26 protein-coding genes are annotated in these 24,659 nt (G+C 70.0%); 14 read left to right on the forward strand and 12 right to left on the reverse strand.

Annotated features, from left to right (window positions below; all coding sequences use genetic code 11):
• Positions 1 to 16 precede the first annotated feature (16 nt).
• The 5 genes from AB0367_RS17260 to AB0367_RS17280 all read left to right on the forward strand — a co-directional run bounded on the left by AB0367_RS17260 (position 17) and on the right by AB0367_RS17280 (position 5,264).
• Positions 17 to 1,513 carry a histidine kinase N-terminal domain-containing protein gene (locus AB0367_RS17260; protein WP_366227284.1) on the forward strand — a complete coding sequence of 499 codons (1,497 nt, stop codon included), beginning with the start codon at positions 17 to 19 and terminating at the stop codon, positions 1,511 to 1,513.
• A gap of 392 nt (positions 1,514 to 1,905) precedes the next feature.
• Complete coding sequence (locus AB0367_RS17265) at positions 1,906 to 3,594, forward strand: nitrite/sulfite reductase (protein WP_366227285.1); 1,689 nt, start codon at positions 1,906 to 1,908, stop codon at positions 3,592 to 3,594.
• 67 nt (positions 3,595 to 3,661) lie between these two features.
• Entirely contained in the window at positions 3,662 to 3,823 is a 162-nt protein-coding gene (locus AB0367_RS17270) for a hypothetical protein (protein ID WP_366227286.1), read from the forward strand.
• The gene (locus AB0367_RS17275; RefSeq protein WP_366227287.1) at positions 3,820 to 4,545 is read left to right on the forward strand and encodes a phosphoadenylyl-sulfate reductase; all 726 of its coding nucleotides are present in this window, start codon (positions 3,820 to 3,822) and stop codon (positions 4,543 to 4,545) included. Before AB0367_RS17270 ends, AB0367_RS17275 begins: the two co-directional genes overlap by 4 nt.
• Positions 4,542 to 5,264, forward strand: a complete 723-nt coding sequence (locus AB0367_RS17280; protein WP_366227288.1) for a CbiX/SirB N-terminal domain-containing protein — start codon at positions 4,542 to 4,544, stop codon at positions 5,262 to 5,264. Before AB0367_RS17275 ends, AB0367_RS17280 begins: the two co-directional genes overlap by 4 nt.
• Before the next feature lie 166 nt (positions 5,265 to 5,430).
• Here AB0367_RS17280 and AB0367_RS17285 read toward each other — a convergent pair whose 3' ends face one another.
• Both AB0367_RS17285 and AB0367_RS17290 read right to left on the reverse strand, forming a co-directional pair.
• Positions 5,431 to 5,688 carry a WhiB family transcriptional regulator gene (locus tag AB0367_RS17285; RefSeq protein ID WP_190257048.1) on the reverse strand — a complete coding sequence of 86 codons (258 nt, stop codon included), beginning with the start codon at positions 5,686 to 5,688 and terminating at the stop codon, positions 5,431 to 5,433.
• Positions 5,689 to 6,073: 385 nt separating this feature from the next.
• Positions 6,074 to 7,012 (reverse strand): diacylglycerol kinase family protein, encoded by a 939-nt coding sequence (locus AB0367_RS17290; protein WP_366227289.1) that lies wholly within the window; start codon positions 7,010 to 7,012, stop codon positions 6,074 to 6,076.
• Between the two features lie 86 nt (positions 7,013 to 7,098).
• Here AB0367_RS17290 and AB0367_RS17295 point away from each other — a divergent pair, with 86 nt between their 5' ends.
• Entirely contained in the window at positions 7,099 to 7,506 is a 408-nt protein-coding gene (locus AB0367_RS17295; protein WP_366227290.1) for a hypothetical protein, read from the forward strand.
• Positions 7,507 to 7,559: 53 nt separating this feature from the next.
• Positions 7,560 to 8,255: an FCD domain-containing protein gene (locus AB0367_RS17300; protein WP_366227291.1), complete on the forward strand. Its 696-nt coding sequence runs from the start codon at positions 7,560 to 7,562 to the stop codon at positions 8,253 to 8,255.
• 13 nt (positions 8,256 to 8,268) lie between these two features.
• Here AB0367_RS17300 and AB0367_RS17305 read toward each other — a convergent pair whose 3' ends face one another.
• From AB0367_RS17305 to sodN, 3 genes are all read right to left on the reverse strand, one after another.
• Complete coding sequence (locus AB0367_RS17305) at positions 8,269 to 8,697, reverse strand: ATP-binding protein (protein WP_366227292.1); 429 nt, start codon at positions 8,695 to 8,697, stop codon at positions 8,269 to 8,271.
• A gap of 24 nt (positions 8,698 to 8,721) precedes the next feature.
• Complete coding sequence (locus AB0367_RS17310) at positions 8,722 to 9,162, reverse strand: GNAT family N-acetyltransferase (RefSeq protein ID WP_366227354.1); 441 nt, start codon at positions 9,160 to 9,162, stop codon at positions 8,722 to 8,724.
• A gap of 119 nt (positions 9,163 to 9,281) precedes the next feature.
• Positions 9,282 to 9,686 carry a superoxide dismutase, Ni gene (sodN, locus tag AB0367_RS17315; RefSeq protein ID WP_366227293.1) on the reverse strand — a complete coding sequence of 135 codons (405 nt, stop codon included), beginning with the start codon at positions 9,684 to 9,686 and terminating at the stop codon, positions 9,282 to 9,284.
• Between the two features lie 68 nt (positions 9,687 to 9,754).
• On the opposite strand from sodN, the gene AB0367_RS17320 reads away from it, so the two are divergent.
• The 3 genes from AB0367_RS17320 to AB0367_RS17330 all read left to right on the forward strand — a co-directional run bounded on the left by AB0367_RS17320 (position 9,755) and on the right by AB0367_RS17330 (position 12,323).
• Positions 9,755 to 10,069, forward strand: a complete 315-nt coding sequence (locus AB0367_RS17320) for a S24 family peptidase (protein ID WP_366227294.1) — start codon at positions 9,755 to 9,757, stop codon at positions 10,067 to 10,069.
• A 107-nt stretch (positions 10,070 to 10,176) separates the two neighbouring features.
• On the forward strand, positions 10,177 to 11,358 hold the full coding sequence (locus AB0367_RS17325) for an NADP-dependent malic enzyme (RefSeq protein ID WP_366227295.1): 1,182 nt from the start codon (positions 10,177 to 10,179) through the stop codon (positions 11,356 to 11,358).
• Positions 11,359 to 11,378: 20 nt separating this feature from the next.
• On the forward strand, positions 11,379 to 12,323 hold the full coding sequence (locus AB0367_RS17330; protein WP_366227296.1) for a zinc-binding dehydrogenase: 945 nt from the start codon (positions 11,379 to 11,381) through the stop codon (positions 12,321 to 12,323).
• Between the two features lie 62 nt (positions 12,324 to 12,385).
• Here the strand turns inward: AB0367_RS17330 and AB0367_RS17335 are convergent, their stop codons facing one another.
• The 7 genes from AB0367_RS17335 to AB0367_RS17365 form a co-directional block, all read right to left on the reverse strand.
• Complete coding sequence (locus AB0367_RS17335) at positions 12,386 to 13,285, reverse strand: chlorophyllase (protein WP_366227297.1); 900 nt, start codon at positions 13,283 to 13,285, stop codon at positions 12,386 to 12,388.
• A gap of 223 nt (positions 13,286 to 13,508) precedes the next feature.
• Positions 13,509 to 14,561 (reverse strand): hypothetical protein, encoded by a 1,053-nt coding sequence (locus AB0367_RS17340; RefSeq protein ID WP_366227298.1) that lies wholly within the window; start codon positions 14,559 to 14,561, stop codon positions 13,509 to 13,511.
• A 255-nt stretch (positions 14,562 to 14,816) separates the two neighbouring features.
• Entirely contained in the window at positions 14,817 to 14,996 is a 180-nt protein-coding gene (locus tag AB0367_RS17345; RefSeq protein ID WP_350555176.1) for a DUF6104 family protein, read from the reverse strand.
• Between the two features lie 82 nt (positions 14,997 to 15,078).
• Positions 15,079 to 18,777 (reverse strand): multifunctional oxoglutarate decarboxylase/oxoglutarate dehydrogenase thiamine pyrophosphate-binding subunit/dihydrolipoyllysine-residue succinyltransferase subunit, encoded by a 3,699-nt coding sequence (locus tag AB0367_RS17350; protein WP_366227299.1) that lies wholly within the window; start codon positions 18,775 to 18,777, stop codon positions 15,079 to 15,081.
• Positions 18,778 to 18,993: 216 nt separating this feature from the next.
• Positions 18,994 to 19,902 (reverse strand): ABC transporter permease subunit, encoded by a 909-nt coding sequence (locus tag AB0367_RS17355; RefSeq protein ID WP_366227300.1) that lies wholly within the window; start codon positions 19,900 to 19,902, stop codon positions 18,994 to 18,996.
• Positions 19,899 to 20,834 carry an ATP-binding cassette domain-containing protein gene (locus AB0367_RS17360; protein ID WP_366227301.1) on the reverse strand — a complete coding sequence of 312 codons (936 nt, stop codon included), beginning with the start codon at positions 20,832 to 20,834 and terminating at the stop codon, positions 19,899 to 19,901. Before AB0367_RS17360 ends, AB0367_RS17355 begins: the two co-directional genes overlap by 4 nt.
• Before the next feature lie 78 nt (positions 20,835 to 20,912).
• Complete coding sequence (locus AB0367_RS17365; RefSeq protein ID WP_366227302.1) at positions 20,913 to 21,323, reverse strand: DUF3052 domain-containing protein; 411 nt, start codon at positions 21,321 to 21,323, stop codon at positions 20,913 to 20,915.
• Positions 21,324 to 21,415: 92 nt separating this feature from the next.
• On the opposite strand from AB0367_RS17365, the gene AB0367_RS17370 reads away from it, so the two are divergent.
• The 4 genes from AB0367_RS17370 to AB0367_RS17385 all read left to right on the forward strand — a co-directional run bounded on the left by AB0367_RS17370 (position 21,416) and on the right by AB0367_RS17385 (position 24,655).
• Complete coding sequence (locus AB0367_RS17370) at positions 21,416 to 22,189, forward strand: GNAT family N-acyltransferase (protein WP_366227303.1); 774 nt, start codon at positions 21,416 to 21,418, stop codon at positions 22,187 to 22,189.
• A gap of 5 nt (positions 22,190 to 22,194) precedes the next feature.
• A complete protein-coding gene (locus AB0367_RS17375) occupies positions 22,195 to 23,001 on the forward strand; it encodes a lysophospholipid acyltransferase family protein (protein WP_366227304.1) in 807 nt (268 codons plus the stop codon).
• 204 nt (positions 23,002 to 23,205) lie between these two features.
• Positions 23,206 to 23,841, forward strand: coding sequence for a PadR family transcriptional regulator (locus AB0367_RS17380; protein ID WP_366227305.1), 636 nt, complete (start codon positions 23,206 to 23,208; stop codon positions 23,839 to 23,841).
• A 124-nt stretch (positions 23,842 to 23,965) separates the two neighbouring features.
• Complete coding sequence (locus tag AB0367_RS17385) at positions 23,966 to 24,655, forward strand: response regulator transcription factor (RefSeq protein WP_366227306.1); 690 nt, start codon at positions 23,966 to 23,968, stop codon at positions 24,653 to 24,655.
• The last annotated feature ends 4 nt before the right edge of the window (positions 24,656 to 24,659 follow it).

The raw sequence follows: 24,659 nt of genomic DNA on the forward strand, positions 1-24,659 counted from the left end.
CCTTAGTCTTGTCAGCGTGTCAACCCTGCGAGATCTTGTCGAGGAACACACCAGCCTCGAGCCCGATGACATCGAACACCTGCACCGGCTGGCCGGCGACTGGCAGATCGTCTCCGACCTCAGCTTCGCCGACCTGCTGATGTGGGTCCCCATCGAGGCGCGGGGCGAGTACATCTGCGTCGCCCAGGTGCGCCCGACCACGGCGCCGACGGCCTACCAGGACGACCAGGTCGGGCGGATCGCCGGCGGTCCCGAGGTCGCGCACCTGGCGATCGTGCGCCAGCAGGGCCGGATCTGGCGGGAGGGGGACCCCGTCTGGTACGGCGACATGCCCGCCCGCCACGAGGCGATCCCGGTGCGCCGGCGGGGGCACGACAAGGTCATCGCCGTGCTCGGCCGCGACACCAACCTGAGCACGGCCCGCACCCCGGCACAGCTGGAGCTCAACTACCTGACCACGGCCGACGACCTGGCCCAGATGATCGCCGACGGCAGCTGGCCGCCGCCGCGCCACCCGGGCGAGACCACCAGCGCCCCGCGAATCGGCGACGGGCTGGTGCGCCTGGACGCCACGGGCAAGGTCACCTACGCCAGCCCGAACGCACAGTCGGCGTATCGCAGGCTGGGACTCGCCGCCCACCTCGTGGGCGAGAGCCTGGCGGAGATCACCGGCCGGCTCGTCGACGACCCGCTCGAGGGCGCCGACGCGACGGAACGGATCCAGTCCGCCCTGCACGGCGAGGCGCCGGCCCGCAAGGAGCTGGAGGCCCGTGGCGCCAGCGTGCTCATGCGCGCCCTGCCACTCATCCCGGCCGGCGTGCCGATCGGCGCGCTCGTGCTGGTGCGGGACATCACCGAGGTGCGCCGGCGGGACCGGCAGCTGATGACCAAGGATGCGACGATCCGCGAGATCCACCACCGGGTCAAGAACAACCTGCAGACGGTTGCCGCGCTGCTGCGGCTGCAGGCCCGCCGGGTCGGGGTGCCGGCCGCGCGGCACGCCCTGGAGGAGTCGGTACGCCGCGTGGCGTCCATCGCCCTGGTGCACGAGACGCTGTCCATGTCGTCGGAGTCCTCCGACGAGGCCGTGGAGTTCGACGGCATCGTCGATCGGGTCGCCGCGGCGGCCGTCGAGGTCGCAGCGACCGGCTTCGCCGTCGCGGTGCGCCGCGAGGGCGACTTCGGGGTGCTGCCGGCCGAGATCGCCACGCCGCTGGTCATGGTGCTCAACGAGCTGTTGCAGAACGCCGTCGAGCACGCGTTCGAGCCATCCGCGCCGCGTTCGCCCGAGGTGGTCGTGTCCGTGCACCGGTTCCGCAAGCAGCTGCACGTGACCGTCGCCGACAACGGCCGCGGGCTGCCCGAGGGTTTCGACCTCGACGCGAGCGAGCGGCTGGGCCTGCAGATCGTGCGCACGCTGGCGACGGGGGAGCTGCGCGGCACGATCGAGCTGCTGGCGCGGCCGGACGGCGGCACCGAGGCGGTCATGGTGGTCCCGCTGGCCAAACGATGAAACCGACCGGAGTGTGGGACGGCGGCGCAGACGCGCCCGCCAGCCCGGGCAATTGCGGTCTGTAATCCCTATCGGCTGGATCTTATTTCCGTTACCGCTTGGTGAAATCGCCTTGAGAGAACCCTCACGCTGCCGTGGCGTAAGGACCGCTCTCCGTGGAAGACTGCACACCATGCACGCTGCTTCTCTGCGGCTCGTCAGCCGCCGACACGTCGACTACGGTCGCGTGCGCAGCGCTATCTGTCCGGTCTGCTGAACGCCGCCCGCCGAAATTTTTCCCGGGTGCGCGACTTCGCGCCGGAGCTTTTATGACATCGACGTCATCCGTTATCGGGCTCTCCGACGACGGCCGGCGCTTGGTCGCGTGCTCGCAATCCTGAGAGGACGCCGACATGTCGGTGAACACCGTCCGCGGACGTGGTGCGGCCGGTGGGCGCCCTCGTGGTGAAGGCCAGTGGGCCCTCGGCCACCGCGAGCCGCTCAACCCGAACGAGCGCAGCAAGAAGGACGACAACCCGCTCAACGTCCGTGCCCGCATCGAGAACATCTACGCGCACGGGGGCTTCGACTCCATCGACCCGGCCGACCTGCGCGGGCGGTTCCGGTGGTTCGGGCTGTACACGCAGCGCCGCCCCGGCATCGACGGTGGGCGCACCGCCGTGCTCGAGCCGGAGGAGCTCGACGACCGTTACTTCATGCTGCGCATCCGCAGCGACGGCGGGCAGCTCTCGCTGGCCCAGCTGCGCACGATCGCCTCGATCTCGCAGCGCTTCGGCCGCGACACCGCCGACGTCACCGACCGGCAGAACATCCAGCTGCACTGGATCGAGATCGAGAACGTGCCGACCATCTGGTCGGAGCTCGAGGCGGTCGGCCTGTCCACCACCGAGGCCTGCGGCGACACCCCGCGCGTGATCCTCGGCAGCCCGATCGCCGGCGTCGCGGAGAGCGAGATGCTCGACCCGACCGAGGCGATCACCGAGATCAACCGGCGCTTCGTCGGCGATCCCGAGCTGTCGAACCTGCCGCGCAAGTTCAAGACGTCGATCTCGTGGCTCGCCGACACCCCGTATGAGGCGAACGACGTCTCGTTCGTCGGCGTCATCCACCCGGAGCACGGCCCCGGCTTCGACCTGTGGGTCGGCGGCGGCCTGTCCACCAACCCGATGCTCGCCCAGCGGCTCGGCGCCTGGGTGCCGCTGCACGAGGTGCCGGACGTCTGGCACGGCGTCGTGAAGGTCTTCCGCGACTACGGCTACCGCCGGCTGCGCAGCCGCGCGCGGCTGAAGTTCCTGGTCGCCGACTGGGGCGCGCAGCAGTTCCGGCAGATCCTGGAGAACGAGTACCTCGGCCGCCGCCTCATCGACGGCCCGGCGCCGGAGCTGCCGGAGAAGCCGATCGACCACGTCGGCGTGCACAAGCAGTGGGACGGCAAGTACTTCGTCGGGGCCGCCCCGATCGCCGGGCGCAGCTCGGGCACGCAGCTGACGGGGGTCGCGGACCTGGCCGAGCGCTACGGGTCGGACCGGGTGCGGCTCACGCCGTACCAGAAGATCCTGATCCTCGACATCGACGAGTCGCACACCGAGTCGCTCGTGCGGGACCTGCAGGAGATCGGCCTGGAGCCGCGCCCGTCGACCTGGCGGCGCAGCACGATGGCCTGCACCGGCATCGAGTTCTGCAAGCTCGCGATCGTGGAGACCAAGGCGCGCGCCGCCGAGCTCGTCGAGCACCTTGAGAAGAAGGTCGCCGAGCTCGACGCCGACATCTCGATCCACCTCAACGGCTGCCCGAACGCCTGTGCCCGCACGCAGGTCGCCGACATCGGCCTCAAGGGCATGCTGGTGCGCGACGACACCGGAGAGATGGTCGAGGGCTTCCAGATCCACCTCGGCGGCGGCCTGGGCATGGCCCAGGGGCAGAGCGCCGGCTTCGGCCGGAAGCTGCGTGGCCTCAAGACCACCGCCGCCGACCTGCCCGCCTACGTCGAGCGGGTCGCGAACCACTACCTGGCCGGGCGCGAGTCCGGCGAGTCCTTCGCCCGCTGGGTCCTGCGTGCTCCTGAGGAGCAGTTGCGATGAGCGAGCGAATCATGACTCAGCGCGACTTGGAGCCTCATGCCGCCGGGGAGCGAAGCGAGTCGGCGGCATGAGCGAGCGAATGGCGCCGTTGTACTGCCCGTACTGCGGCGAGGAGGACCTCAGACCACACGAGGACTCGCACGGCGCATGGGAGTGCCGCGGCTGCGCACGGGTCTTCTCACTGAAATTCCTGGGACTGGCGGCGAAGGCGTTGGAGGCCAAGCGATGAGCACAGCCACGGTCGGGAGTGCTGCCCGAAGTACGCAAGAGTCGATCGAACTGGCGAAGGCCGCATCGGCCCGCCTGGAGAACCAGCCGGCCGAGAAGATCGTCGAGTGGGCCGCCGCCCAGTTCGGCGATCGGTTCTGTGTGACGAGCTCGTTCGCCGACGCCGTGCTCGCGCACGTGGTGTCGCGGGTCGTGCCCGGGGTGCCGGTCATCTTTCTCGACACCGGCCTGCACTTCGCCGAGACGCTGCGGGTGCGTGAGATCGTCCAGCGCACGCTGCCCGTGACTGTCCGCTCGATCCGTCCCCGCCAGACGGTCGCGGAGCAGGACGCCGAGCACGGCCGGCGGCTGTACGCGCGGGACCCCGACGAGTGCTGCTTCCTGCGCAAGATCGAGCCGCTGGAGCGGGCGCTGGAGGACTACGACGCGTGGGCCGCCGGCCTGCGCCGCGACGAGTCGCCGAGCCGCGCGAACACGCCGATCGTGAGCTTCGAGCAGGCCCGTGGCAAGTTCAAGGTCTCCCCGCTGGTGCAGTGGACGCAGGCCGACGTCGACGCGTACATCTCGCGCCACAACGTGCCGGTGAACGCGCTCATGCGCCAGGGGTACGCCTCGGTCGGCTGCTGGCCGTGCACCCGGCGCACGCCCCCGGGCAGTGACCCGCGCGGCGGTCGCTGGCCGATGTTCGACAAGACCGAGTGCGGCCTGCACACGTCCGGATGACCGCGGTACTCCTCGTGGCCCACGGGTCCTCGGACCCCAGGGCGGCCGCGGCCACCCGCGCTCTGACGCGGGCGGTCGCGGCCCAGCGGCCCGGCCTGGACGTGCGCTGCGCGTTCCTTGACCACGCCGGCCCGCGCCCCGGCGAGCAGCTCTTCGCCTTCTCGGCACTCGGCCACGCGCGGGCCGTCGTGGTGCCGCTGCTGCTGACCTCCGCCTACCACGGCCGCGTCGACCTGCCGGCCGTGCTCGACCGCGCCCGCGCCGACGGCCTGCGCATGGACGTGACGACCACCGCCGTGCTCGGCGACGGCACGCCGCCGTTGCTGCTGGCCGCGCTGCGTCGGCTGCTGCCCCCGATCGCGTACGACGGGGTCGTGCTCGTCGCCGCCGGCACCCGCGACGACCTGGCTCGCCACTCCGTGGACGTGGCAGCGGGGGCCCTAGGGGCGTCGCTGGGCGTTGCGTGCCACGCGGCCTATGCCTCGGGGTCCGCCGTGACCGGCGCGGTCGCCGTGGAGGCGCTGCGGGCCCGCGGGTGCTCGCGGATCGCGGTCTCGTCGTACTTCCTCGCCCCGGGCCGGCTGTATGACACCGTCGTGGACTCGGCGCTGGCGGCCGGTGCGCTGTCACCGGTCGCGCCCCCGCTGGGCGGCAATCTGGATGTCGCCCGCCTGGTGATGTCCAGGATCGGCTCGTTCGGGCTCGTACGGGCCGCCTGAGGCCGTTTCCGGGACGGTTTCTTGCCCGCGACCGGCAACCATCACGTGGAACGTGGTAGTTGCCGTTGACGGGTGCTACGCCGTTGTCGCTGGATGGAGACACAGCAACGCCCCGGCCGGTTCGGCCGGGGCGTTCGTCGTCTTCGTTCGGGAAGGTTCTTTGGGCTCAGGCAGAGTGAGCGCGGACCCGGAGGCCGCCGCGCCGCTTCATCAGGCGACGCTCGTCTTCGCTCATTCCGCCCCAGACGCCTGCGTCCTGACCGGAGTCGAGCGCCCACTGCAGACACTCGCTGGTCACGGAGCAGCGCTGGCAGACTGCCTTCGCCTGCTCAACCTGCAGCAACGCCGGTCCGGATGTCCCAATGGGGAAGAACAGTTCCGGGTCCTCGTCGCGGCAGAGGGCATGGTGGCGCCAGTCCGACATGGCGGCAACACTCCTTGTTTTTTTCGCGGATTGTGGTTGGTGATTCCGATTCCCTATATGCATCTCATGCACGGTTCGGCTAGGCGGAGCCTGAAGATCCGTAACATGTGTGCGGGCAACACTCAGTGTTCGTTTCGCTTGTGAATGCTTTCACGAACTCCCGCGATGTCAAGGGGTCCCAACCAAAAAAATCCAAGCCGGTGAGCAAGCTCACGAGTCTTTTGTCCGGTTTTGTGGTGGTTAGGGACCCTGGATCGCAACAGTCAGTGACCAATGTAGTACGGCTTGGTCAACGACCGAGAGGCTTTCGGGGATACGGCTGCGGTGTCCCTCTCGCGACTCTCTGCAACTTTCCCCCCTTCGGTGGTTGATCGCCGGGGGTGACTCAACACACTACGCGTAACGCCCCCGGTACGGACGCGAAATCCAACTTGTCGACCTCTCCGAGGTACTCCCCGTCGACCTGGAAAGCGATCGGTTTGGCGGCGGTCAGAGTGAACCCTGGCAGGTCGTGCAACGCGACGACGTGTTTCCCCTTCGCCTCGTGGCGGTTCGACAGGATCTGCGCGACGGTGCGGGTGGTGCCGGCGACCTGCAGCACCCGCAGACCGAGCACATCAAGACCCGTGTCGAACGAGGCGCGCGGATTCGGATTCACGGGCCGCTCGCCGATATAGGTCCACGGCGCCGTGTTCTGAACCAACATCCACGTTAGCCCGGACTGGACCGATTCGCCCGGTAGCTCGAGCGTGAGCAGCGGCACGTGCCGGTTCGTCGCGGCGAACTGGCCCATCGTGGAGCGGAAGTACAGCCACGGCGTGGAGGTCGAGCCCTTGTGCCGCGCCTGGTCGACGCGGCGCACGACCTCGGCGTCGAGGCCGAGGCCCGCGCAGAACGTGAAGTATCGATCGTCGGCCCGGCCGAGCCCGATGATCCGTTCGCGCCGGTCCCGCAGCGCCTCGAGGATCGCGCCGGTGCCCTCGGCCCAGTCGCTCGGCAGCCCCAGCGCCCGGGCGAAGACGTTGGTCGAGCCGCCAGGCACCACGGCGAGGGCGGGCCGATCCTGGGCGCGGTTCGCGGCCGGCCCGGAGTCGAAGGTCATCAGGCCATTGACGGCCTCGTTCACGGTGCCGTCGCCGCCGAGGGTGACCAGGAGGTCCAAGCCGTCGCGGGCGGCACCCCGGGCGAGGTCGGCGGCGTGGCCCCGACGCTGCGTGTAAGCGACGTCCAGGTCGACCTGGCTGCGCAGGGCACGCACCAGGATGTCCCGGCCGCGTTCGGTGGTGGTCGTGGCGTTGGGGTTGACCACCAAGAGCGCTCGCATGGGCGGCACTGTACCCGCTTCCCCGCGCGATAAGGTTGTAGCCGAAAAAGCCGGTGAAGTGTACCTCGACCAGGAAGGACGCACAGGTGAGCGGGACGGCGGCAGCCGACACGGCGCCCGAACGGAGCCCGGCGACCCTACGCTGGGCGGTCCGGCTGCTACTTCTGGAGGGGGCCGGCCTCGCCGCGCTCACGCTCCTGCTCGTGTATCTCGACCTGACGTCGACCTGGACCGCCGCCAAGATGGCGCTCTCCTTCACGGCCTACCTGGGGTTGATGGCCGTGCTGTTCATCGGCATCGGCGTCGCCCTGCACCGCCGTCAGCGCTGGGCCCGAGGCCCGGGAATCGTCACGCAGATGCTGCAGATGCCGATCGGCTGGACCATGCTGACCAACGGCCAGCCGTGGATCGGGGCCCCGCTCTTTCTGCTCGGCCTGACCGGCGCGGTGCTCCTCTTCGCCCCATCGACCCGCATCGCGCTCGGGGTGCGCTGACCCCGGGGGCGGTCGGTCACAGAACGCTCTCGTTTGCTCTACGCTCAGGTGTCGTGACGGTCGCTCCTGCCTACCAGGTCCTCGCCGAGCGCATCCGCGACGACATCATGTCCGGCCAACTGCGCCCCGGCGAGCGCCTACCGACCGAGCCGCGACTGTGCGAACAGTCGGGCCTGAGCCGCTCGACAGTCCGCGAGGCGCTGCGCCTGCTCAGCAGCCAGCACCTGATCGTCACCATGCGCGGCGTCAATGGCGGCAGCTTCGTCGCCGAGCCCGACGCCCACGTGCTCGGCGATACCCTCTCCGACGGCGTCGGCCTGCTGCTCGCCAGCGGCGCGGTGACCAGCGAAAACTTCCTGGAGATACGCCGGATGCTCGAGGTGCCGGCCGCCGGCCTCGCCGCGTCCAGGCGCAAGCCGCACCACCTGGCCGACCTTGAGCGCGCGATGTTCGACCCCGACCGCGACGACCTCGAGCGTCGCGTCGAGGCGCACTCGGCGTTCCACCTCGCGGTGGCCGCGGCGACGGGCAACCCGCTGCTGAGCCTGGTGGTGCGCCCGCTCTACAACATGCCGGACCGGCACGCGGTGGAGGCGGCGGCGCCGCCCCCGTTCTGGTGGGCGCTGGATCGCGACCACCGTGCCCTGCTGGCCGCGATCCGCGACGGCGACGTGGCGCGGGCGATGGGGCTGGCCCGCGCGCACATCGACAACGTGCGCCCGGCCGAGCGCGTCACGATCCCGTTGTGACGAGGTGCGCCGGTCAGGAGGGGCGGCGCTTCGTCAGGCGGATGCCGGCCTGATGCCCGTCGACCGTCGCCGAGACCTCGTCGGCCAGTGCGCTCAGCACCTGCCACGCGAAGGACTCGCCGGCCGGCAGGCGTTCGTCCGGTGAGCCCAGCGGCACGGTCGTGTAGACGGTCAGCGCGTCGTTCGTGACGGTGAAGCGGCACGAGAGCTCCACCGTGTCGCCCAGCTGGGGCGTGTCCGCGGCGACCGCCAGCAGCATCGCGCACGCCTCGTCGACCGCGATCCGCAGGTCTTCGATCTCGTCCAGCGTGAAGTGCAGGCGCGCGGCCAGGCCGGCCGTGGCCGTGCGCAGCACGCCCAGGTAGGCGGGCGACGCCGGCACCGCGAGCAGCACCACGTCGTCGCCGTCGGAGCCGGACCTCTTCGATACGACCTGAGTCACGCGAGAACCCCCTCGGAGGCGACTCTACGACGTCAGCGCAGCCGATGAGGCGGCGAGTTCGGCCAAGGGTGCTCCGCAGAGGCGGTACGGCACCCACTCCGACTTCGGCGCGGCACCCAGGGCCCCGTAGAACTGCCGGGCCGGGTTCCAGTCCAGCACCGCCCATTCGAGCCGCTGGTACCCGCGCTCGACGCACACCGCGGCGAGCGCCGCCACCAGCGCCTTGCCGGTCCCGGTGCCGCGGGCGGACGGGCGCACGTAGAGGTCCTCGAGGTAGATGCCGTGCACGCCCTCCCAGGTGGAGTACGTCAGGAACCACAGCGCCATGCCCACCGGTGTCCCGGTGTCCTCGGCGACGTGGCAGAACACCGCCGGCGACGGGCCGAAGAGTGCCGCGGTCAGCTGGTCGGGCGTGAGGTGGCACTCGTCGCGGGCGCGCTCGAACTCGGCGAGCTCGTACACCATGTCGACGAGGTGGGGTACGTCGGATGTGCGGGCGGGGCGGATGGTCAAGGAGCGCTCCCACAGAAAGCGTTGCCCCCACCCCGCGGCTGCGGGATGGGGGCCAGACGGGCGAACCAGGCTCAGGCCTGCTTGGTCTCCCAGAAGATCTTTGCGATCTCGTCGATCTTCGCCAGGAGCTGCTCGGCGACCGCCGGGTCGGCCGAGCCCTTCGAGCCGGAAGCGCCGGCGAGCTTGGTGGCCTCGTTGAAGAGGCCGTGCAGCTGCGGGTACTTCTCGAAGTGCGGGGGCTTGAAGTAGTCGGTCCACAACACCCACAGGTGGTGCTTGACCAGCTCGGAGCGCTGCTCCTTGATGATCAGGGCGCGGGTGCGGAATTCCGGGTTGTCGTTCGCCTGATACTTTTCAGAGATTGCCTTGACGGACTCGGCCTCGATTCGGGCCTGCGCCGGGTCGTAGACACCACACGGCAGGTCGCAGTGGGCGCTCACCACAGTGCGCGGAGTGAAAAGCCGCGACAGTCGCATCGAACCCTCCAGGTGATTTGCGATGATCCTCAGTGCTGACCCTACTCCTATCCACGTTCGGGGATTTCATGCGCCTGCCGTGGTTTACCGCACTCGTGTCGGGACCTTCCATGGTGCCGACACTGCGCTCGGGGGACCGGATTCTGGTGCGGCGCACCGGAAACGCCCGTGCGGGTGACCTCGTGGTCGCGGTCTTCCGCAGCCGGCCCGACCTGCTCGTGGTCAAACGGGTGGAACGGGTGGACGGCGACGGGTGGTGGGTCGTGGGGGACAACCCCTTCGGCAGTGATGATTCTGCGCGGTACGGCCGAGCGGACCTTGTCGGTCGTGTGACATTTCGATGGTGGCCACAACCGATGCGCTTCCGGCGGGTACCAGGCTAAGGTGATGCGGGATACGGGAGACCCCCGCCGCATTCGCAGTCTCTCTCGCGCTTTCACCCCGCGCCGCGCGTACTTCCTGTATCACAAGCCGTGGCAAAGGAGCCCTCGTGCTTACATCCGTGTCCGATCCCGTGTCTGACCCGGTCTTCGATCTGCACAGCGGCGGCAAGCTGTCGGTGCAGTCGACCGTTCCGCTGTCCACTCGCGAAGACCTCTCGATGGCCTACACGCCGGGCGTGGCCCGGGTGTGCGAGGCGATCGCCGCTGACGAATCGCTCGTCCACCAGCTCACCTGGGTCGGCAAGGCCGTCGCCGTCGTGACCGACGGGTCGGCCGTGCTCGGCCTGGGCAACATCGGCCCGCGCGCCGCGATGCCGGTGATGGAAGGCAAGGCGGTCCTTTTCAAGCAGTTCGGCGGCGTCGACGCGGTGCCGATCTGCCTTGACACCCAGGACCCCGACGAGATCGTGCGAATCGTGACCGCACTGGCGCCGTCGTTCGGCGGCATCAACCTGGAGGACATCTCCGCTCCGCGCTGCTTCGACATCGAGCGGCGGCTCGAGGAGACGCTGCCGATTCCCGTGTTCCACGACGACCAGCACGGCACCGCGATCGTGGTGCTCGCGGCGCTGCGCAACGCCGCCGCGGTGCTCGGCCGGAGCATCGGCGACATGCGCATCGTGGTGAGCGGCGCGGGCGCGGCCGGCGTCGCCGTGACCCGGATGCTCATCAACGGCGGCGCGGACGCCGGCGAGGTCATCGTGCTCGACTCGCGCGGCTGCCTGCACGCCGGGCGCACCGACCTCAACCCGGTCAAGGCCGCGCTCGCCGCCGAGACCAACGCCTGCGGTGTGACCGGCGACATCGCCTCCGCGCTGCGCGGTGCCGACGTGCTCATCGGTGTCTCGGGCGGCACGATCGGCGAGGCCGCGCTGGCCGGCATGGCACCCGACGGGGCGATCTTCGCGCTGGCCAACCCGACGCCCGAGGTGCACCCGGAGATCGCGGCGCGTTACGCCAGCGTCGTCGCGACGGGCCGCAGCGATTTTCCCAACCAGATCAACAACGTGCTGGCGTTTCCGGGCATCTTCCGCGGCGCGCTGGAATCCGGCGCGACCCGGATCAGCGACGGCATGAAGGTCGCCGCGGCGACGGCGATCGCCGAGGTGCTCGGCGCGGGTGAGCTCGCGCCGGACGCGATCGTGCCGAGCGCGCTCGACCCGCGGGTGGCCCCGGCCGTAGCGGCCGCGGTCGCGGAGGCGGCCCGGCGCGACGGCGTTACGCGTTAACGAGAGTTAAGGTCACGGATATGCGTGCCGCATTCGCAACCGCGTTCAATGATGCCGACCCGCTTTCCGTGCTCGAGATCGGCGACGCCCCGGAGCCGGCGCCCCTCGACGACTGGGCCGTGGTGGAGGTGCGCGCCAGCGCGCTCAACCACCACGACCTGTGGTCGTTGCGGGGCGTCGGCCTCCACGAGGCGCAGCTGCCGATGATCCTCGGCTGCGACGCCGCCGGGATCGGCCCGGACGGCGCCGAGGTGGTGGTATACCCGGTCATCCACACCGAGAAGGGCGACTCGTCGATCCTTTCCGAGCTGCACCCGGGCACGGTGGCCGAGCGAGTCGCCGTCCCGGCGTACAACCTCGTGCCCAAGCCCCCGGAGCTCTCCTTCGCCGAGGCGGCCTGCCTGCCCACGGCGTGGCTGACCGCCTTCCGGATGCTCACCACCAAGGGACGGCTGGCCGACGGCGGCTCCGTGCTGGTGCAGGGGGCCGGCGGCGGGGTCGCCACGGCGGCCGTGCTGCTCGGCACGGCGCTGGGCGCCCGGGTGTATGCCACGAGCCGTGACCCCGCCAAGCGCGAGCGGATCGCGGCGCTCGGGGCGCTCGCGGTCGAGCCCGGCGCCCGGCTGCCGGAGCGGGTCGACGTGGTCGTCGAGACGGTCGGCGAGGCCACGTTCGAGCACTCGATGAAGTGCGCGAAGGTGGGCGGCCGGATCGTCGTGTCGGGCGCGACCAGCGGGTATCTGCCGCGGGTGAACCTGCGCCGGATGTTCGCGCTGCAGCTGGAGATCCTGGGCACCAGCATGGGCACGCCGGAGGAGCTCGCCGACCTCATGGCGCTGCTGGCCCGCACCGGCATCCGCCCGGTGATCGACACGATCGTGCCATTCTCGGAGGTCCGCAAGGCGTTCGAGCTGCTGCACTCCGGCGACGTATTCGGAAAGGTCGTCATCGACCATTCCCGCTGAGGATTTGTTGAATACCGGAATGTCCGAAAGTCCGGCACCCTGAGGTGCCGGACTTTCGTCGGTTAGAGGTGCGAGTCCAAGTCCGCCGTGGGCGTGAACGCGGACCGGGCGGCCTGGTCGCCGTACAACTCCAGGCGCAGGAACTGCAGGGTGCTGTCGGCGACCGTCTTGAACGCCGGTGACTCCGGTTGCAGATACGGGTCGTTGTGGTTCCCGCCGGGGATGGTGAGCATCGCCTTCGCCCACGGTACGTCGTCGTACGTCGCCTTGCCGCTGGCGTAGGAGACGAGCGGATCGGCGTCTCCGTGCACAAACAACAACGCCGCGGGTGTACCGCTGAAGTCCGTGCCCACCCCGAGCCCGCTGCCGGCCAGGATGATCCCGGCCCGCAGCCGCGGATCGCGCCCGGCGGTGAAGAGCCCGACGGTCGTGATGGCCCCCGCGGAGTGTCCGGCCGCGGCCAGCCGCTTGGCGTCGATGCGCTGGCCGATCGGCCCGGCGAGCACCCGGCCGAGCACGAAGCTCGCGTCCGCCGGCTGGTTGAGCACGTCGTACACGTCCAAGCTCGGTGCGCCGCGGGTGGTGTTCGGGTAGGCCGGGGCGATCACCACGAACCCGGCCTGTGCCCAGCCCTTGAGCAGCGGCGCGAACTCTTCGGGCGTGCCGTTCAACCCGTGGCTGAACAGCACGGCGGGGTAGTGGCCGGGCCGATCCGGCGCCCAGATGAGCGTCCGCAGCGTCCTTCCCTCCCGGGTGTACGTCACCTGCTGCGACGACACCGAGAGCGGGCTGGTGGGCAGCGCCAGCGGCGGGGGAAGCTCGACCGCGGCGAGCCGGGGCATCGCCGTGCCGGTGGGGGTGGGGGCCGGGGTGACCTGGTGCGCGGGGGCCGGGCCGCCCGAGCAACCGGCCGTCAGCGCGGCGGACAGGGCGACGATGGCGATCGCGATGCGCGGGCGCATGCCACCAACGGTACGGGCGGCACGGCGGATCGCCGCTTCCCCGGAGGGCGAAATCCGATTGGGTTCCGCGCATGCCCCCACGCGGGGGAGAGTGCCACGATTTGAGACTGTTCGGTCACCGTCGGAAGTCTCGACTCGGTATTCTGTCGGCCATGCCCGATGAGCGCATCGACCCGAGTCAGAACACTCAGGCGTTTCAGGCGTGGGTGGACAAGAGCCGGAGTCAGCCGGCAGAACCGGCCAGGTCCAGGGTATTGCTCTGGGTCGGCATCGGCGCCGGTGTCGTGGTCGTCGTGCTCGCGCTGGTGCTGTCCGTGACGCTGGGGTAGATCCCCGACGACTCGAAGCGCGTGATTCCGGTGAGCGTCGCGTCGTTCGTCAGCCGCACCCGGGCCTCCTCGTCGCCATTGAGCGCCCAGTCGAGAAAGTCCAGCAGTGTGGCCACCGCCTGCGCGTGACCGCGCTCGGGGTTGTTGGTGCCGGCGCCGTGCTCGCCGCCCACGATCGTCAGGAACGCCTTGGGCCAGGGGTCCTTGCCGTACGACTCCCGCCCCTGGCTGTAGGCCACCACCGGGTCCTTGTCGCCGTGGATGAACAGCAACGGGACCGGGGTGCCCTGGTACGCCGTGGTCGGCCGCCCGGCGAAGATGACGCCCACTTTGAGCCGGTGGTCGCGGCGGCCGGTGAACAGCCAGTCGGTGGTCGTGCCGCCGCCGGAGTGCCCGATCGCGCCGAGCCGATCGGGGTCGATGCTCGCCGCGAGCGGGTTGGCCGTCCTGAGCAGCTGCGTAATGACGTACGACGCGTCGATGGCCTGGTTGGGCACGTCCGTCTTGTCGAACCTGGGCGCGTCCTTCTTCGTGAACGGGTACGCGGGTGCCGCCACGATGTATCCGGCCTCGGCCAGCAGCTTCGTCATGCCCTCCTGCGACTGCGGGTTGCTGTAGAAGCCGTGGCTCCACAGCAGCAGGGGAAACACGCCGGGCAGCGGCGTCGCGTCGGGCTGGGGGCGGCCGCGGTTCTGACGGGCGGAGCCGTGCACCGGGTACCACACGGTCGTGGGCAGCGGCCGTTCCTTACCACGCGCGAACGTGAAGTGCCGGACGCCGACCGCGTGCGGAACCGGCGGCGCGGACTCGATAGCGGTGGCGCCGGCGGGGGTGCTGGACGGGGTGCCGTTGTTGTCGGAGCCGGACGCCGCAAGGACGCCGCCCGTGATGAAGAGGGCGGCGATCAACAGCGACGCGGTTGCGGTCCGCGTGCGGCGCGCAGGCACGTCAAGAATGTAAGGGCGCGCCGTGGTAGACCGTTATCGCCCGAGCGGTGACAAACGATTGGCTTGCCGGACTACACCGGGTTGCCGGCGGATGACCCATTTGGAGGACACGGCTACCCTCGCAAGGATCGCCCGTTCGCACTACGCCGCCATCGGTTCACCGACATATCCGATTTTTCCGAATATAGAACGGTGAGACGGCCTCACCCGGATGCCGTGGGCCGCCAACGGATGGGCGGGCCGGTGCGGCACGCGTCAGTCGTCGTCCTCGTCGTCGAGGCGGGCCAGGTAGACGGCCAGGCGCTCGATCGGGGTCTCGAACTCCGGGTTGAGGTCGACGAAGTCGCGCAGGCGCTCGGCCAGCCACTCGATCGTGACCTCCTCCTCACCGCGGCGCTCGGCCAGCTCCTCGATGCCGCGATCGGTGAAGTACATGTGCGCAGGCCTCCACGGAAGAAGACGGAAGAAGCGAAGGGGGCACGGCGTCGCCGCCGTGCCCCCGGGAAAGCGGTCGCCGTCAGCGCTTCGGCAGCGCGGCCTCGATCAGGGCCTGCTGCTCGGCGTCGTGCAGCTTGGTCGAGCCGACCGCCGGGGCGGCCGCGGCGGGGCGGGAGATGCGGCGCAGGCCGACGCCGTGCAGGTGCTCGAGCAGGTTGAGCGCGATGAACGACCAGGCGCCCTGGTTCGCCGGCTCCTCCTGGACCCAGGCGAAGTCCACCGCGTTCGGGTATCGCTCCAGCGCCGCCCGCAGCTCGTCGATCGGCATCGGGTAGAGCTGCTCGACGCGGATGATCGCGGTGTCGGTGAGGCCGCGGTCGGTGCGCGCCTGGAGCAGGTCGTAGAAGAGCTTGCCCGAGCACAGCAGGACCCGCTTCACGGCGGCGGGGTCGAGCGCGGTGCCCTTGATCCCCGGGTCGCCGAGCACGGTCTGGAAAGTGCCGGTGGTGAAGTCCTCCACGCCCGACACGCACAGCCGGTGCCGCAGCAGCGACTTCGGCGTGAAGACCACCAGCGGCTTCTTCTTCGGCGACAGCGCCTGGCGGCGCAGCAGGTGGAAGTGGTTGGCCGGGGTGGTCGGCACGGCGACGCGCATGTTGTCCTCGGCGCACAGCTGCAGGTAACGCTCCAGGCGGCCCGAGGTGTGGTCCGGGCCCTGGCCCTCGTGCGAGTGCGGCAGCAGCAGGGTGACGGAGGCCAGCTGGCCCCACTTCACTTCGCCGGAGGAGATGAACTCGTCCACGATCGACTGCGCGCCGTTGACGAAGTCGCCGAACTGCGCCTCCCACATGACCAGCGCGTCCGGGTTCTCGACCGAGTACCCGTACTCGAAGCCCATCGCCGCGAACTCCGACAGCAGGGAGTCGTAGACGAAAAGCTTGGCGTTGTCGCGCACCAGGGCGGACATCGGCATGTAGTCGGCTCCGGTCTCGGCGTCGACGATCCCGGCGTGGCGCTGGACGAACGTGCCGCGGCGCGAGTCCTGGCCGGACAGCCGGACCGTGACCCCGTCGTTGACGAGCGAGCCGAAGGCGATGATCTCGCTGAAGCCCCAGTCGATGTCACCCTCGATGGCCATCTTGGCCCGCCGGTCGAGCAGCTGCTGCACGCGCTTGTGCGGCGTGAAGCCCTCGGGGAGCTTCACGTGGGCCTCGCCGATCGCCCGGAGTACCGACTCGTCGATCTTCGTTTCGACCACCGGCTCGGGCTCCGGCTTGCGCAGCCGGGTGAGCCGCGCGGCCGGCGAGGACGACGCGTCGCGGGTGGCCTTGAACACCGTCTCCAGCTGCTCGTGGTAGTCCTTGAGCAGGGCCTCGGCCTCGGTGATCGGGATGTCGCCGCGGCCGATGAGCTCCTCGGTGTAGATCTTGCGGACCGAGCGCTTCTGGTCGATGATCGCGTACATCAACGGGTTGGTCATCGACGGGTCGTCGCCCTCGTTGTGGCCGCGCCGGCGGTAGCAGACGAGGTCGATGACGACGTCCTTGTTGAACGCCTGGCGATACTCGAACGCGAGCCGCGCCACGCGCACGACGGCCTCGGGGTCGTCGCCGTTGACGTGGAAGATCGGCGCCTGGATCATCCGGGCGACGTCGGTCGAGTACAGCGAGGAGCGGGAGTACTCCGGCGCGGTGGTGAACCCGACCTGGTTGTTGACGACGACGTGGACCGTGCCGCCGGTGCGGTAGCCGCGCAGCTGCGACAGGTTCAGCGTCTCGGCGACCACGCCCTGGCCGGCGAACGCGGCGTCGCCGTGCACCAGCAGCGGCAGGACCGTGTAGCCCTCGAGCTTGAGGTCGATCCTGTCCTGCTTGGCCCGCACGATGCCTTCCAGCACCGGGTTGACCGCCTCCAGGTGCGACGGGTTGGCGACGACCGACACCGTGGTGGCGTGCTCGCCGTCCGGGTGGGTGTACTTGCCCGTCATGCCCAGGTGGTACTTCACGTCGCCGGAGCCGTGCGCCGACTTGAGGTCGAGGTGCCCCTCGAACTCGGAGAAGATCTTCTCGTAGGGCTTGCCGACGATGTTGGCCAGCACGTTGAGCCGGCCGCGGTGGGCCATGCCGATGACGACCTCGTCCAGCCCGCTCTCGGCGGAGTTCTGCAGGATCTCGTCCAGCAGCGGGATCAGCGATTCGCCGCCCTCCAGCGAGAAGCGGCGCTGGCCGACGTACTTGGTCTGCAGGAACGTCTCGAACGCCTCGGCCGCGTTGAGCCGGTTGAGGATGTGCTTCTGCTCCTCGGGGCTCGGCTTCTCATACGGCTTCTCGACCCGCTCTGCGATCCAGCGCCGCTCCTCCGGGTCCATGATGTGCATGTACTCCACGCCGACGCGGCGGCAGTAGGAGTCGCGCAGGACGCCGAGGACGGCCCGCAGCGCCATCTTCTGCTTGCCCGCGAACCCGCCGACCGGGAACACGCGGTCGAGGTCCCACAGCGTGAGCCCGTGCTCGAGCACGTCCAGGTCGGGGTGGCGGCGGATGAGGAACTCGAGCGGGTCGGTGTCCGCCATCAGGTGGCCGCGCACACGGTACGCGTGGATGAGCTCCACGACGCGGGCGGCCTTGTCGATCTGGCCCTCGGAGGTGCGGGCGACGTCGCGCACCCAGCGCACCGGCTCGTATGGGATGCGCAGCGCGGTGAAGATCTGGTCGTAGAACTCGTGCTCGCCGAGCAGCAGTTCGTGCATGACCTTGAGGAACTCGCCGGACTGAGCGCCCTGGATGATGCGGTGGTCGTAGGTGCTGGTCAGCGTGATGATCTTGCTGATGCCGAGGTCGGCGAGGGTCTCGTTGGACATGCCGGCGTAGGGCGCCGGGTATTCCATCGCACCGACGCCGATGATCGCGCCCTGGCCGGTCATGAGCCGCGGCATCGAGTGCACGGTGCCGATGCCGCCCGGGTTGGTCAGCGAGACGGTGGTGCCGGCGTAGTCGTCCATGGTGAGCTCGTTGCGCCGGGCGCGGCGCACCGTGTCCTCGTAGGCCGACCAGAACTGACGGAAGTCCATGGTGTCGGCGGCCTTGATGCTCGGCACGACCAGCGCGCGCGACCCGTCCGGCTTGGCCAGGTCGATCGCGATGCCGAGGTTGACGCGCTCGGGCTGCACCAGGGTGGGCTTGCCGTCGACCTCGGCGAAGCTGTTGTTCATCTCCGGGTGCGCGGCCAGGGCCCGGACCAGCGCGTATCCGATCAGGTGCGTGAAGCTCACCTTGCCACCCCGACCGCGGGTGAGGTGATTGTTGATCACGATCCGGTTGTCGGACAGCAGCTTGGCCGGCACGGCGCGCACGCTCGTGGCGGTCGGCACCTCCAGCGAGGCGTCCATGTTCTGCACGATGCGAGCGGCCACGCCACGCAGGGGTACGTGCTTCGCGCCGCCGGCGGGGGCGGGCGTCTCCTTGGTCGGCGCGGGCTTGGTGGCGGGGACGGCCTTCTTCTCGACCTTTTCAACCGGTCTCTCGACCGGCTTCTCAACCGGTTTCACGACCGCGGGCTTCGCGGGCGCGGGCGCGGGAGCGGGGGCCGGCTCAGCCGCGACGGCGGACGCCTGGACGACGTCCGGGGTGGGCTTGTAGTCGGCGAAGAAGTCGTGCCACGCGGAGTCCACGCTGGCCGGGTCGGCGAGGTACCGCTGGTACATGTCTTCGACGATCCACTCGTTCGGGCCAAATCCGGCCAGCGGATTCTCCTGCGAGTTGGTCGCTTGGGTCGACACGGCTCTTGATCGCCTCTTCCAAACGCGAGTTGCTAGGGGTCACGGATGTCCGGGTCCAGGCTACGCGCTGCCTAACGCGCGTTCGTCGCCGACGCCGCCGGGAGTGACCATGTAGACGACGCCGGTTTGCCCGTCCTTATAGTTGTGGCCGCCGTTCGGCGGCCACAACTGTCCTAGATCTTGCACCCCAGATCGTGGAAGTTCGATCGCCGCCGATCAGGCGACGTCGCGCTTGCGCGTGACCAATGTGCCGATCGTGCCCAGGACGACCGCGTAGCCGATGAGGATCAACGCGCCGACCCAGCGCGCCGGCAGGTGGGTGTCGCCGAGCTGGTCCGACAGCCCCCCGACCACGTGCAGGGAGGCCAACGGCGGGATGTACACCGCGGCCTGCATGACCCAGTCCTTCTTGATCAGGTACTCGTGGATCAGGGCCAGCATGGCCAGGGCCGCATAGGTGCCGACGGTGTACAGCACCGCGGCGGTGATCGTGGCCCCGATCTGGCTGCGCAGCAGCACCCCGACGCCGATGCCGAAGATCGCCCACAGCACGTACACCAGCAGGTTGAGCAGGATCGCCTGTTGCGCGGTCCAGTGGCCCAGGCTGTTGGAGTAGCCCAGGTCGGCGAAGAAGATCGCGCCGGTGACCAGGTCGATCACGGTGGCGATCAGCCAGAAGGCGACCGCCATCGCGGCCCCGGTGATCAGCTTGGCCACGATGACCTTGGTCCGCTTCGGCGTCGCCAGGAACGTCGCCGTCGCGGTCTGGTGGTAGTACTCGTTGGTGATCAGCAGGATGGCCAGCAGCATCACCAGCAGCAGCCCGAAGAACTGCCCCGACGTGTAGATGCTGGCGGCGTGCTTGGCCAGCCCGGCCGCGGTGCGGGCGGCCTGGACCCGCTCCTGCTCGGCCTGATAATTGGCCAGATACTGCGCCTTCTCCTCATCGGAGAACCCCGCCGGTGGCTCCTCGCTGAGCCAGCTGGGCATCTGCAGGTCCTGGTGCGCCTGCGCGGTGTTGATCAGCAGCGCGAGGCCGGTGAATGCCAGGGAGCAGATCAGGAAGATCCACCACATGTTGGTGGTGCGCAGCTTGATCAGCTCGCTGCGGATGAGCCGGATCATCGGATGGCCGCCCTTCCCTGGGTCAGTTCGAGGAACACGTGCTCCAGGTCGGCGCGCTCGGCGACCAGCTCGTGCAGCTCCACGCCGGCCTGCAGGGCCAGCTTGCCGACGGTGGCGGCGTCCAGGCCGGTGACCACGTGCGCGCCGTTGCCGTTGGGGCTGATCGCGCCGCCCACCCCGCGCACGGCCGTGACCAGCTCCTCGATGTTCGGCGTGCGGACCCGCACGCTGACCTGGGCCGAACCCTGCCCGATGATCTGGTCGACCGGGCCCTGGGTGACCAGCTTGCCGGCCGCGATGATGACGACGTCGTCGGCGAGGATCTCCATCTCCGACAGCAGGTGGCTGGAGACCAGCACCGTGCGCCCCTGGTGGGCCAGGCCCTGCAACAGCCCGCGCATCCAGCGGATGCCCTCGGGGTCGAGGCCGTTGGCCGGCTCGTCGAGGATCAGCACCTGCGGGTCGCCCAGCAGCGCCTGGGCGATGCCGAGGCGCTGCTTCATGCCCAGGGAGTAGCCCCGGAACTTGCGCTTGGCGGCCGGGGTGAGCCCGACCAGCTCCAGGACCTCGTCGACGCGGGCGGCCGGGAAGCCACCGGCGGCCGCGACGCAGCGCAGGTGGTTGCGCGCGGAGCGGCCCTTGTGCGCGGCGGAGGCCTCCAGGATCGCCCCGACCAGCCGCAACGGCTCGGCCACGTCGGCATACCGCTGACCGCCGATGGTCGCCGTGCCGGCGGTCGGGGTGACCAGGTTGAGCACCATGCGCAGGGTGGTGGTCTTGCCGGCGCCGTTCGGCCCGAGGAACCCGGTCACGCGGCCCGGCTCGACCGCGAACGACAAATTATCGACGGCTCTGACGTTGCGATACTGCTTCGTCAGGCCGGAGACGACGATCTGCCCGTTGGACAACGCGCCGCTCCCTCCGTTAGACAAGTTGAGCCGTCAATATGGCACGTCAGGCCGAATCCGTCGGCCCCGGCCTGCGTGTTTCAGGGGAAGATCCGGGTTTCGCTACGCCGGCGGACGGTCCGCTACCCGGATGACGTGCTTGAGGCCCGACCAGGTCTCGTCGATGGCGCACACCTTGACGTCGACCCGGCCGTTGGCCAGCGCGTATTCGCGCACGGCGGACTCGTCCAGGTCGGTGGCCAGGCCCGAGGCGCGCTTCGGCCACGCCACCCACAGCGCGCCGGCGGGCGGGGTGAGGCGGTGCAGCACCTGCCAGCGCCGGCGCAGGCGGGCCTGATCCGGGCAGAAGAGCACGATGACGTCGTACAGTCCCTGCGCGGGGCGGCGGTGCACCACCACATCCGCCGGCAGCTCACGCAGCTCGAACCCGGGCGGCGCGCCGTCGAGCAACACGCGACGCCCCGCGGTGACACCCAGCTTCTTGGGCAACGGTGTGCCTGAATATCCCGCCATGGTTGACCACGGTAACCACAGTTCACCAGCACGCCATCAGGGAAACCAGTCAGCGTCAGCCATCCGCAGGGGTCGACGCCTACACCGAAGACATGACGATTCTCGCCGTCGCCGCCGGCCCGCAAGAGCTGGGCGACTTGCAGCGCTACACCCTGCTGGTGGCCACCGACGGCGCCCAGGTCAGGGCCGCACAACGGCTTCGCCACGACGTCTTCGCCGGTGAGCTGGGCGCCACCCTGCACAGCAGCGAGCCGGGTCTGGACGCCGACCCGTTCGACGAGTACTGCGACCACCTGATCATCCGTGAGGAGCTCACCGGCGACGTCGTCGGCACCTACCGGATGCTCCCGCCGGACCGCGCCATCGCGGCCGGTGGCCTCTACGCGGACACCGAGTTCGACCTGGCCGGCCTCGCGCAGTTGCGCGGCGGGCTGGTGGAGACGGGCCGCTCCTGCGTGCACCCCGACCACCGCAGCGGCGCCGTCATCAACCTGATGTGGGCGGGCATCGCGCGGTACATGCACCTGCACGGCCACCGCTGGCTCGGCGGGTGCGCGTCGGTGCCGCTGGCCGACGGCGGCGCGACCGCCGCGGGCGTGTGGGACCTGGCGCGACGCAAGCACCTGGTGCCGTCGGCCTGGCGGGTGCGGCCGCGTAATCCCTGGACCAGCCCTCAGCACGCCGACGTCGAGCCGCCCGCCAAGGTCGACGTGCCGCCGCTGCTCAGGGGCTACCTGCGCCTGGGTGCCTGGGTGGGCGGTGCGCCGGCCCACGACCCCGACTTCGACTGCGCCGACTTTTATGTCCTGCTGTCGCTGGATCGGGTGAACCCGCGGTACATGCGCCACTTCCTCGGGCAGGGGTGAGCTCCATGGCTGTCATGGACAGCCTCTGGCTGCCCCGCTCGACGTGCGGCACCGACTGCCTGCCCGAGTCCTCGGCCCGCGTCGTGCCGCGGCTGATCATGGCGAAGCGCATCCTCTTCACCGGTGCCGTGCTCCTCTTCGCCGCCCTCTCGGTGCCGGTCCTGGCGCTGCTGCCACAGCGCCACCTGATCCGAGCCCAGCGTGGCCTGGCCCGGGCCGTGCTGGCGGCCCTCGGCGTCAGGCACTCCGCCAGTGGGCGGATCCCGCAGGCCGGAGCCCTGCTCGTGGCAAACCACGTGTCGTGGCTCGACGTCATCGTGATCCTCGCCCACGCGCCGGCCCGCCTGCTGGCCAAGCGCGAGGTACGGTCGTGGCCGCTCATCGGCCGTCTGGCCGCCACGCTGGGCACGGTCTTCGTCGACCGGTCCCGCCCGAAGAGCCTGCCGGCCACTGTCGCCGAGGTGAGCCGCAACATCGGCGCGGGCGGCGTCGTGGCGGTCTTCCCGGAGGGCACCACGTGGTGCGGCCGGATGGGCGGCGCGTTCCGCCCGGCGATGTTCCAGGCCGCTGTGGACGCGGGTGTGCCGGTGGTGTCGGTCCGCCTGACCTTCGCCCAGTCCGGCGTGGTGTCGACGGTGGCCGCGTTCATCGGCGACGAGACCCTGCTGGCCTCGATCAAGCGGGTGGTGGCGGCCCGCGACCTGTCGGTCAACCTGCGCGCCCATCCGAAGCTGCACCCGGCCCCGTGCGACCCGCACACCCACTCCCGCCGCGTCCTGGCCCGCGCCGCGACGGCCATGATCGCTGCCTGACACCCCACTCTCATCCAGCAGCCACGCCCGTGGCGCACTCGAAGTCCGGCGCAAGACGCGACTGTGCGTCGTGATGGGCAGTCGCGATGTATCGCGTCTTGCGCTACGCTCGTGAGCACGAGCGAGCGAGGAGTGCGCGATGACCGCGTCTGGCGCGATCTCGTTGTTGCGGTGGCCCGTTGACGATGAGGAAGCAGTGGAAGCATGAGCGCGGTGTTCAGCCATGGCAGGCTCCGGCTGTACCTGCTGAAGCTCCTCAACGAGGGCCCGCGCCACGGCTACGAGCTCATCCGGCTGCTGGAGAACCGGTTCCACGGCCTCTACGCGCCCTCGGCCGGCACGATCTACCCGCGCCTGCAGCGGATGGAGGCCGACGGCCTCATCACGCACACGGCGCAGGGCGGGCGCAAGGTCTACGAGATCACCGCGGCCGGCGTCGATGAGCTGCAGCGCCGGGCGCGGGAGCTCGAGTCGCTCGAGGCCGACATCAACGCCTCGCTCGCCGACCTCTCGACGCTGGCCGACGAGGTCGAGCAGGGGGTGCGCGGCTCGGTGCGCGACCTCAAGCGGGAGCTCAAGGAGGCCAGCCGCCAGGTGCGCAGCGCGCCGCCGGGGCCGGCCTCGTTCGGCTGGGGATATCCGCCCCGGCCGGGCTCGGCGAGCACCCGCCCGCCGCAGCCGCCCTCCGACGTGGTCGGCGAGTTGGAGGACAAGGCCGCGCTGCTGCTCGCCGAGGTGCGCCGGCTGGCCCGCGCCGGTCGGGCGAGCCAGGAGACGATGCGGGCCACCCTCGTGGTGTTGGACGGCGCGATCGACCAGGTGAGACGCTTGCTGCGGTAGGTGACAACGGCTGCCCAGGAATTTCCCAGGCAACCACCAGCCCTACTCCAGCGGAGGGCGGAAAGATATGCGCATGGGGGTACGAGGCGGCGTAGCACAATCCGGGGGTGCATCGTCGCCAGGCGTGGCGCAGGCTGAGGCGAGGCTGCTCGTGGTCGAGGACGACCCGAATATCCGCGAGCTCCTCTCCGCCAGCCTGCGCTTTGCCGGTTTTGCGGTTGACGTGGTGACCACCGGCAGCGAGGCGGTCACAGCGGCCCGCGAAAGCAAGCCCGACCTCGTCGTGCTCGACGTGATGTTGCCCGACCTCGACGGGTTCGAGGTCATCCGGCGACTCCGCGAGGGCGGCGTGCGGCTCCCGGTGGTCTTCCTGACCGCGCGCGACGGCACCGAGGACAAGGTCCGCGGCCTCACGCTCGGCGGCGACGACTACGTGACGAAGCCGTTCAGCCTCGAGGAGCTCACCGCCCGCATCCGCGCCGTGCTGCGCCGCACCGCGGGCGACCCGGGGCCCAACCGGCTCGTCTTCCACGACCTGGAGCTGGACGAGGAGACCCACGAGGTCAGCCGCGCCGGGCAGACGATCGCGCTGTCCCCGACGGAGTTCAAGCTCCTGCGGTATCTCATGCTCAACGCCGGCCGCGTCCTGTCCAAGGCTCAGATCCTCGACTTCGTGTGGAACTACGACTTCCGCGGCGACGACAGCATCGTCGAGTCCTACATCTCGTATCTGCGCCGTAAGGTCGACATCGCCGAGCCACGGCTGATCCACACGCTGCGCGGCGTGGGCTACGTCCTGCGCCTGCCTGTCTGACCCC

It is taken from the genome of Dactylosporangium sp. NPDC051484 (genome assembly GCF_040689395.1).
Lineage (GTDB): Bacteria > Actinomycetota > Actinomycetes > Mycobacteriales > Micromonosporaceae > Dactylosporangium.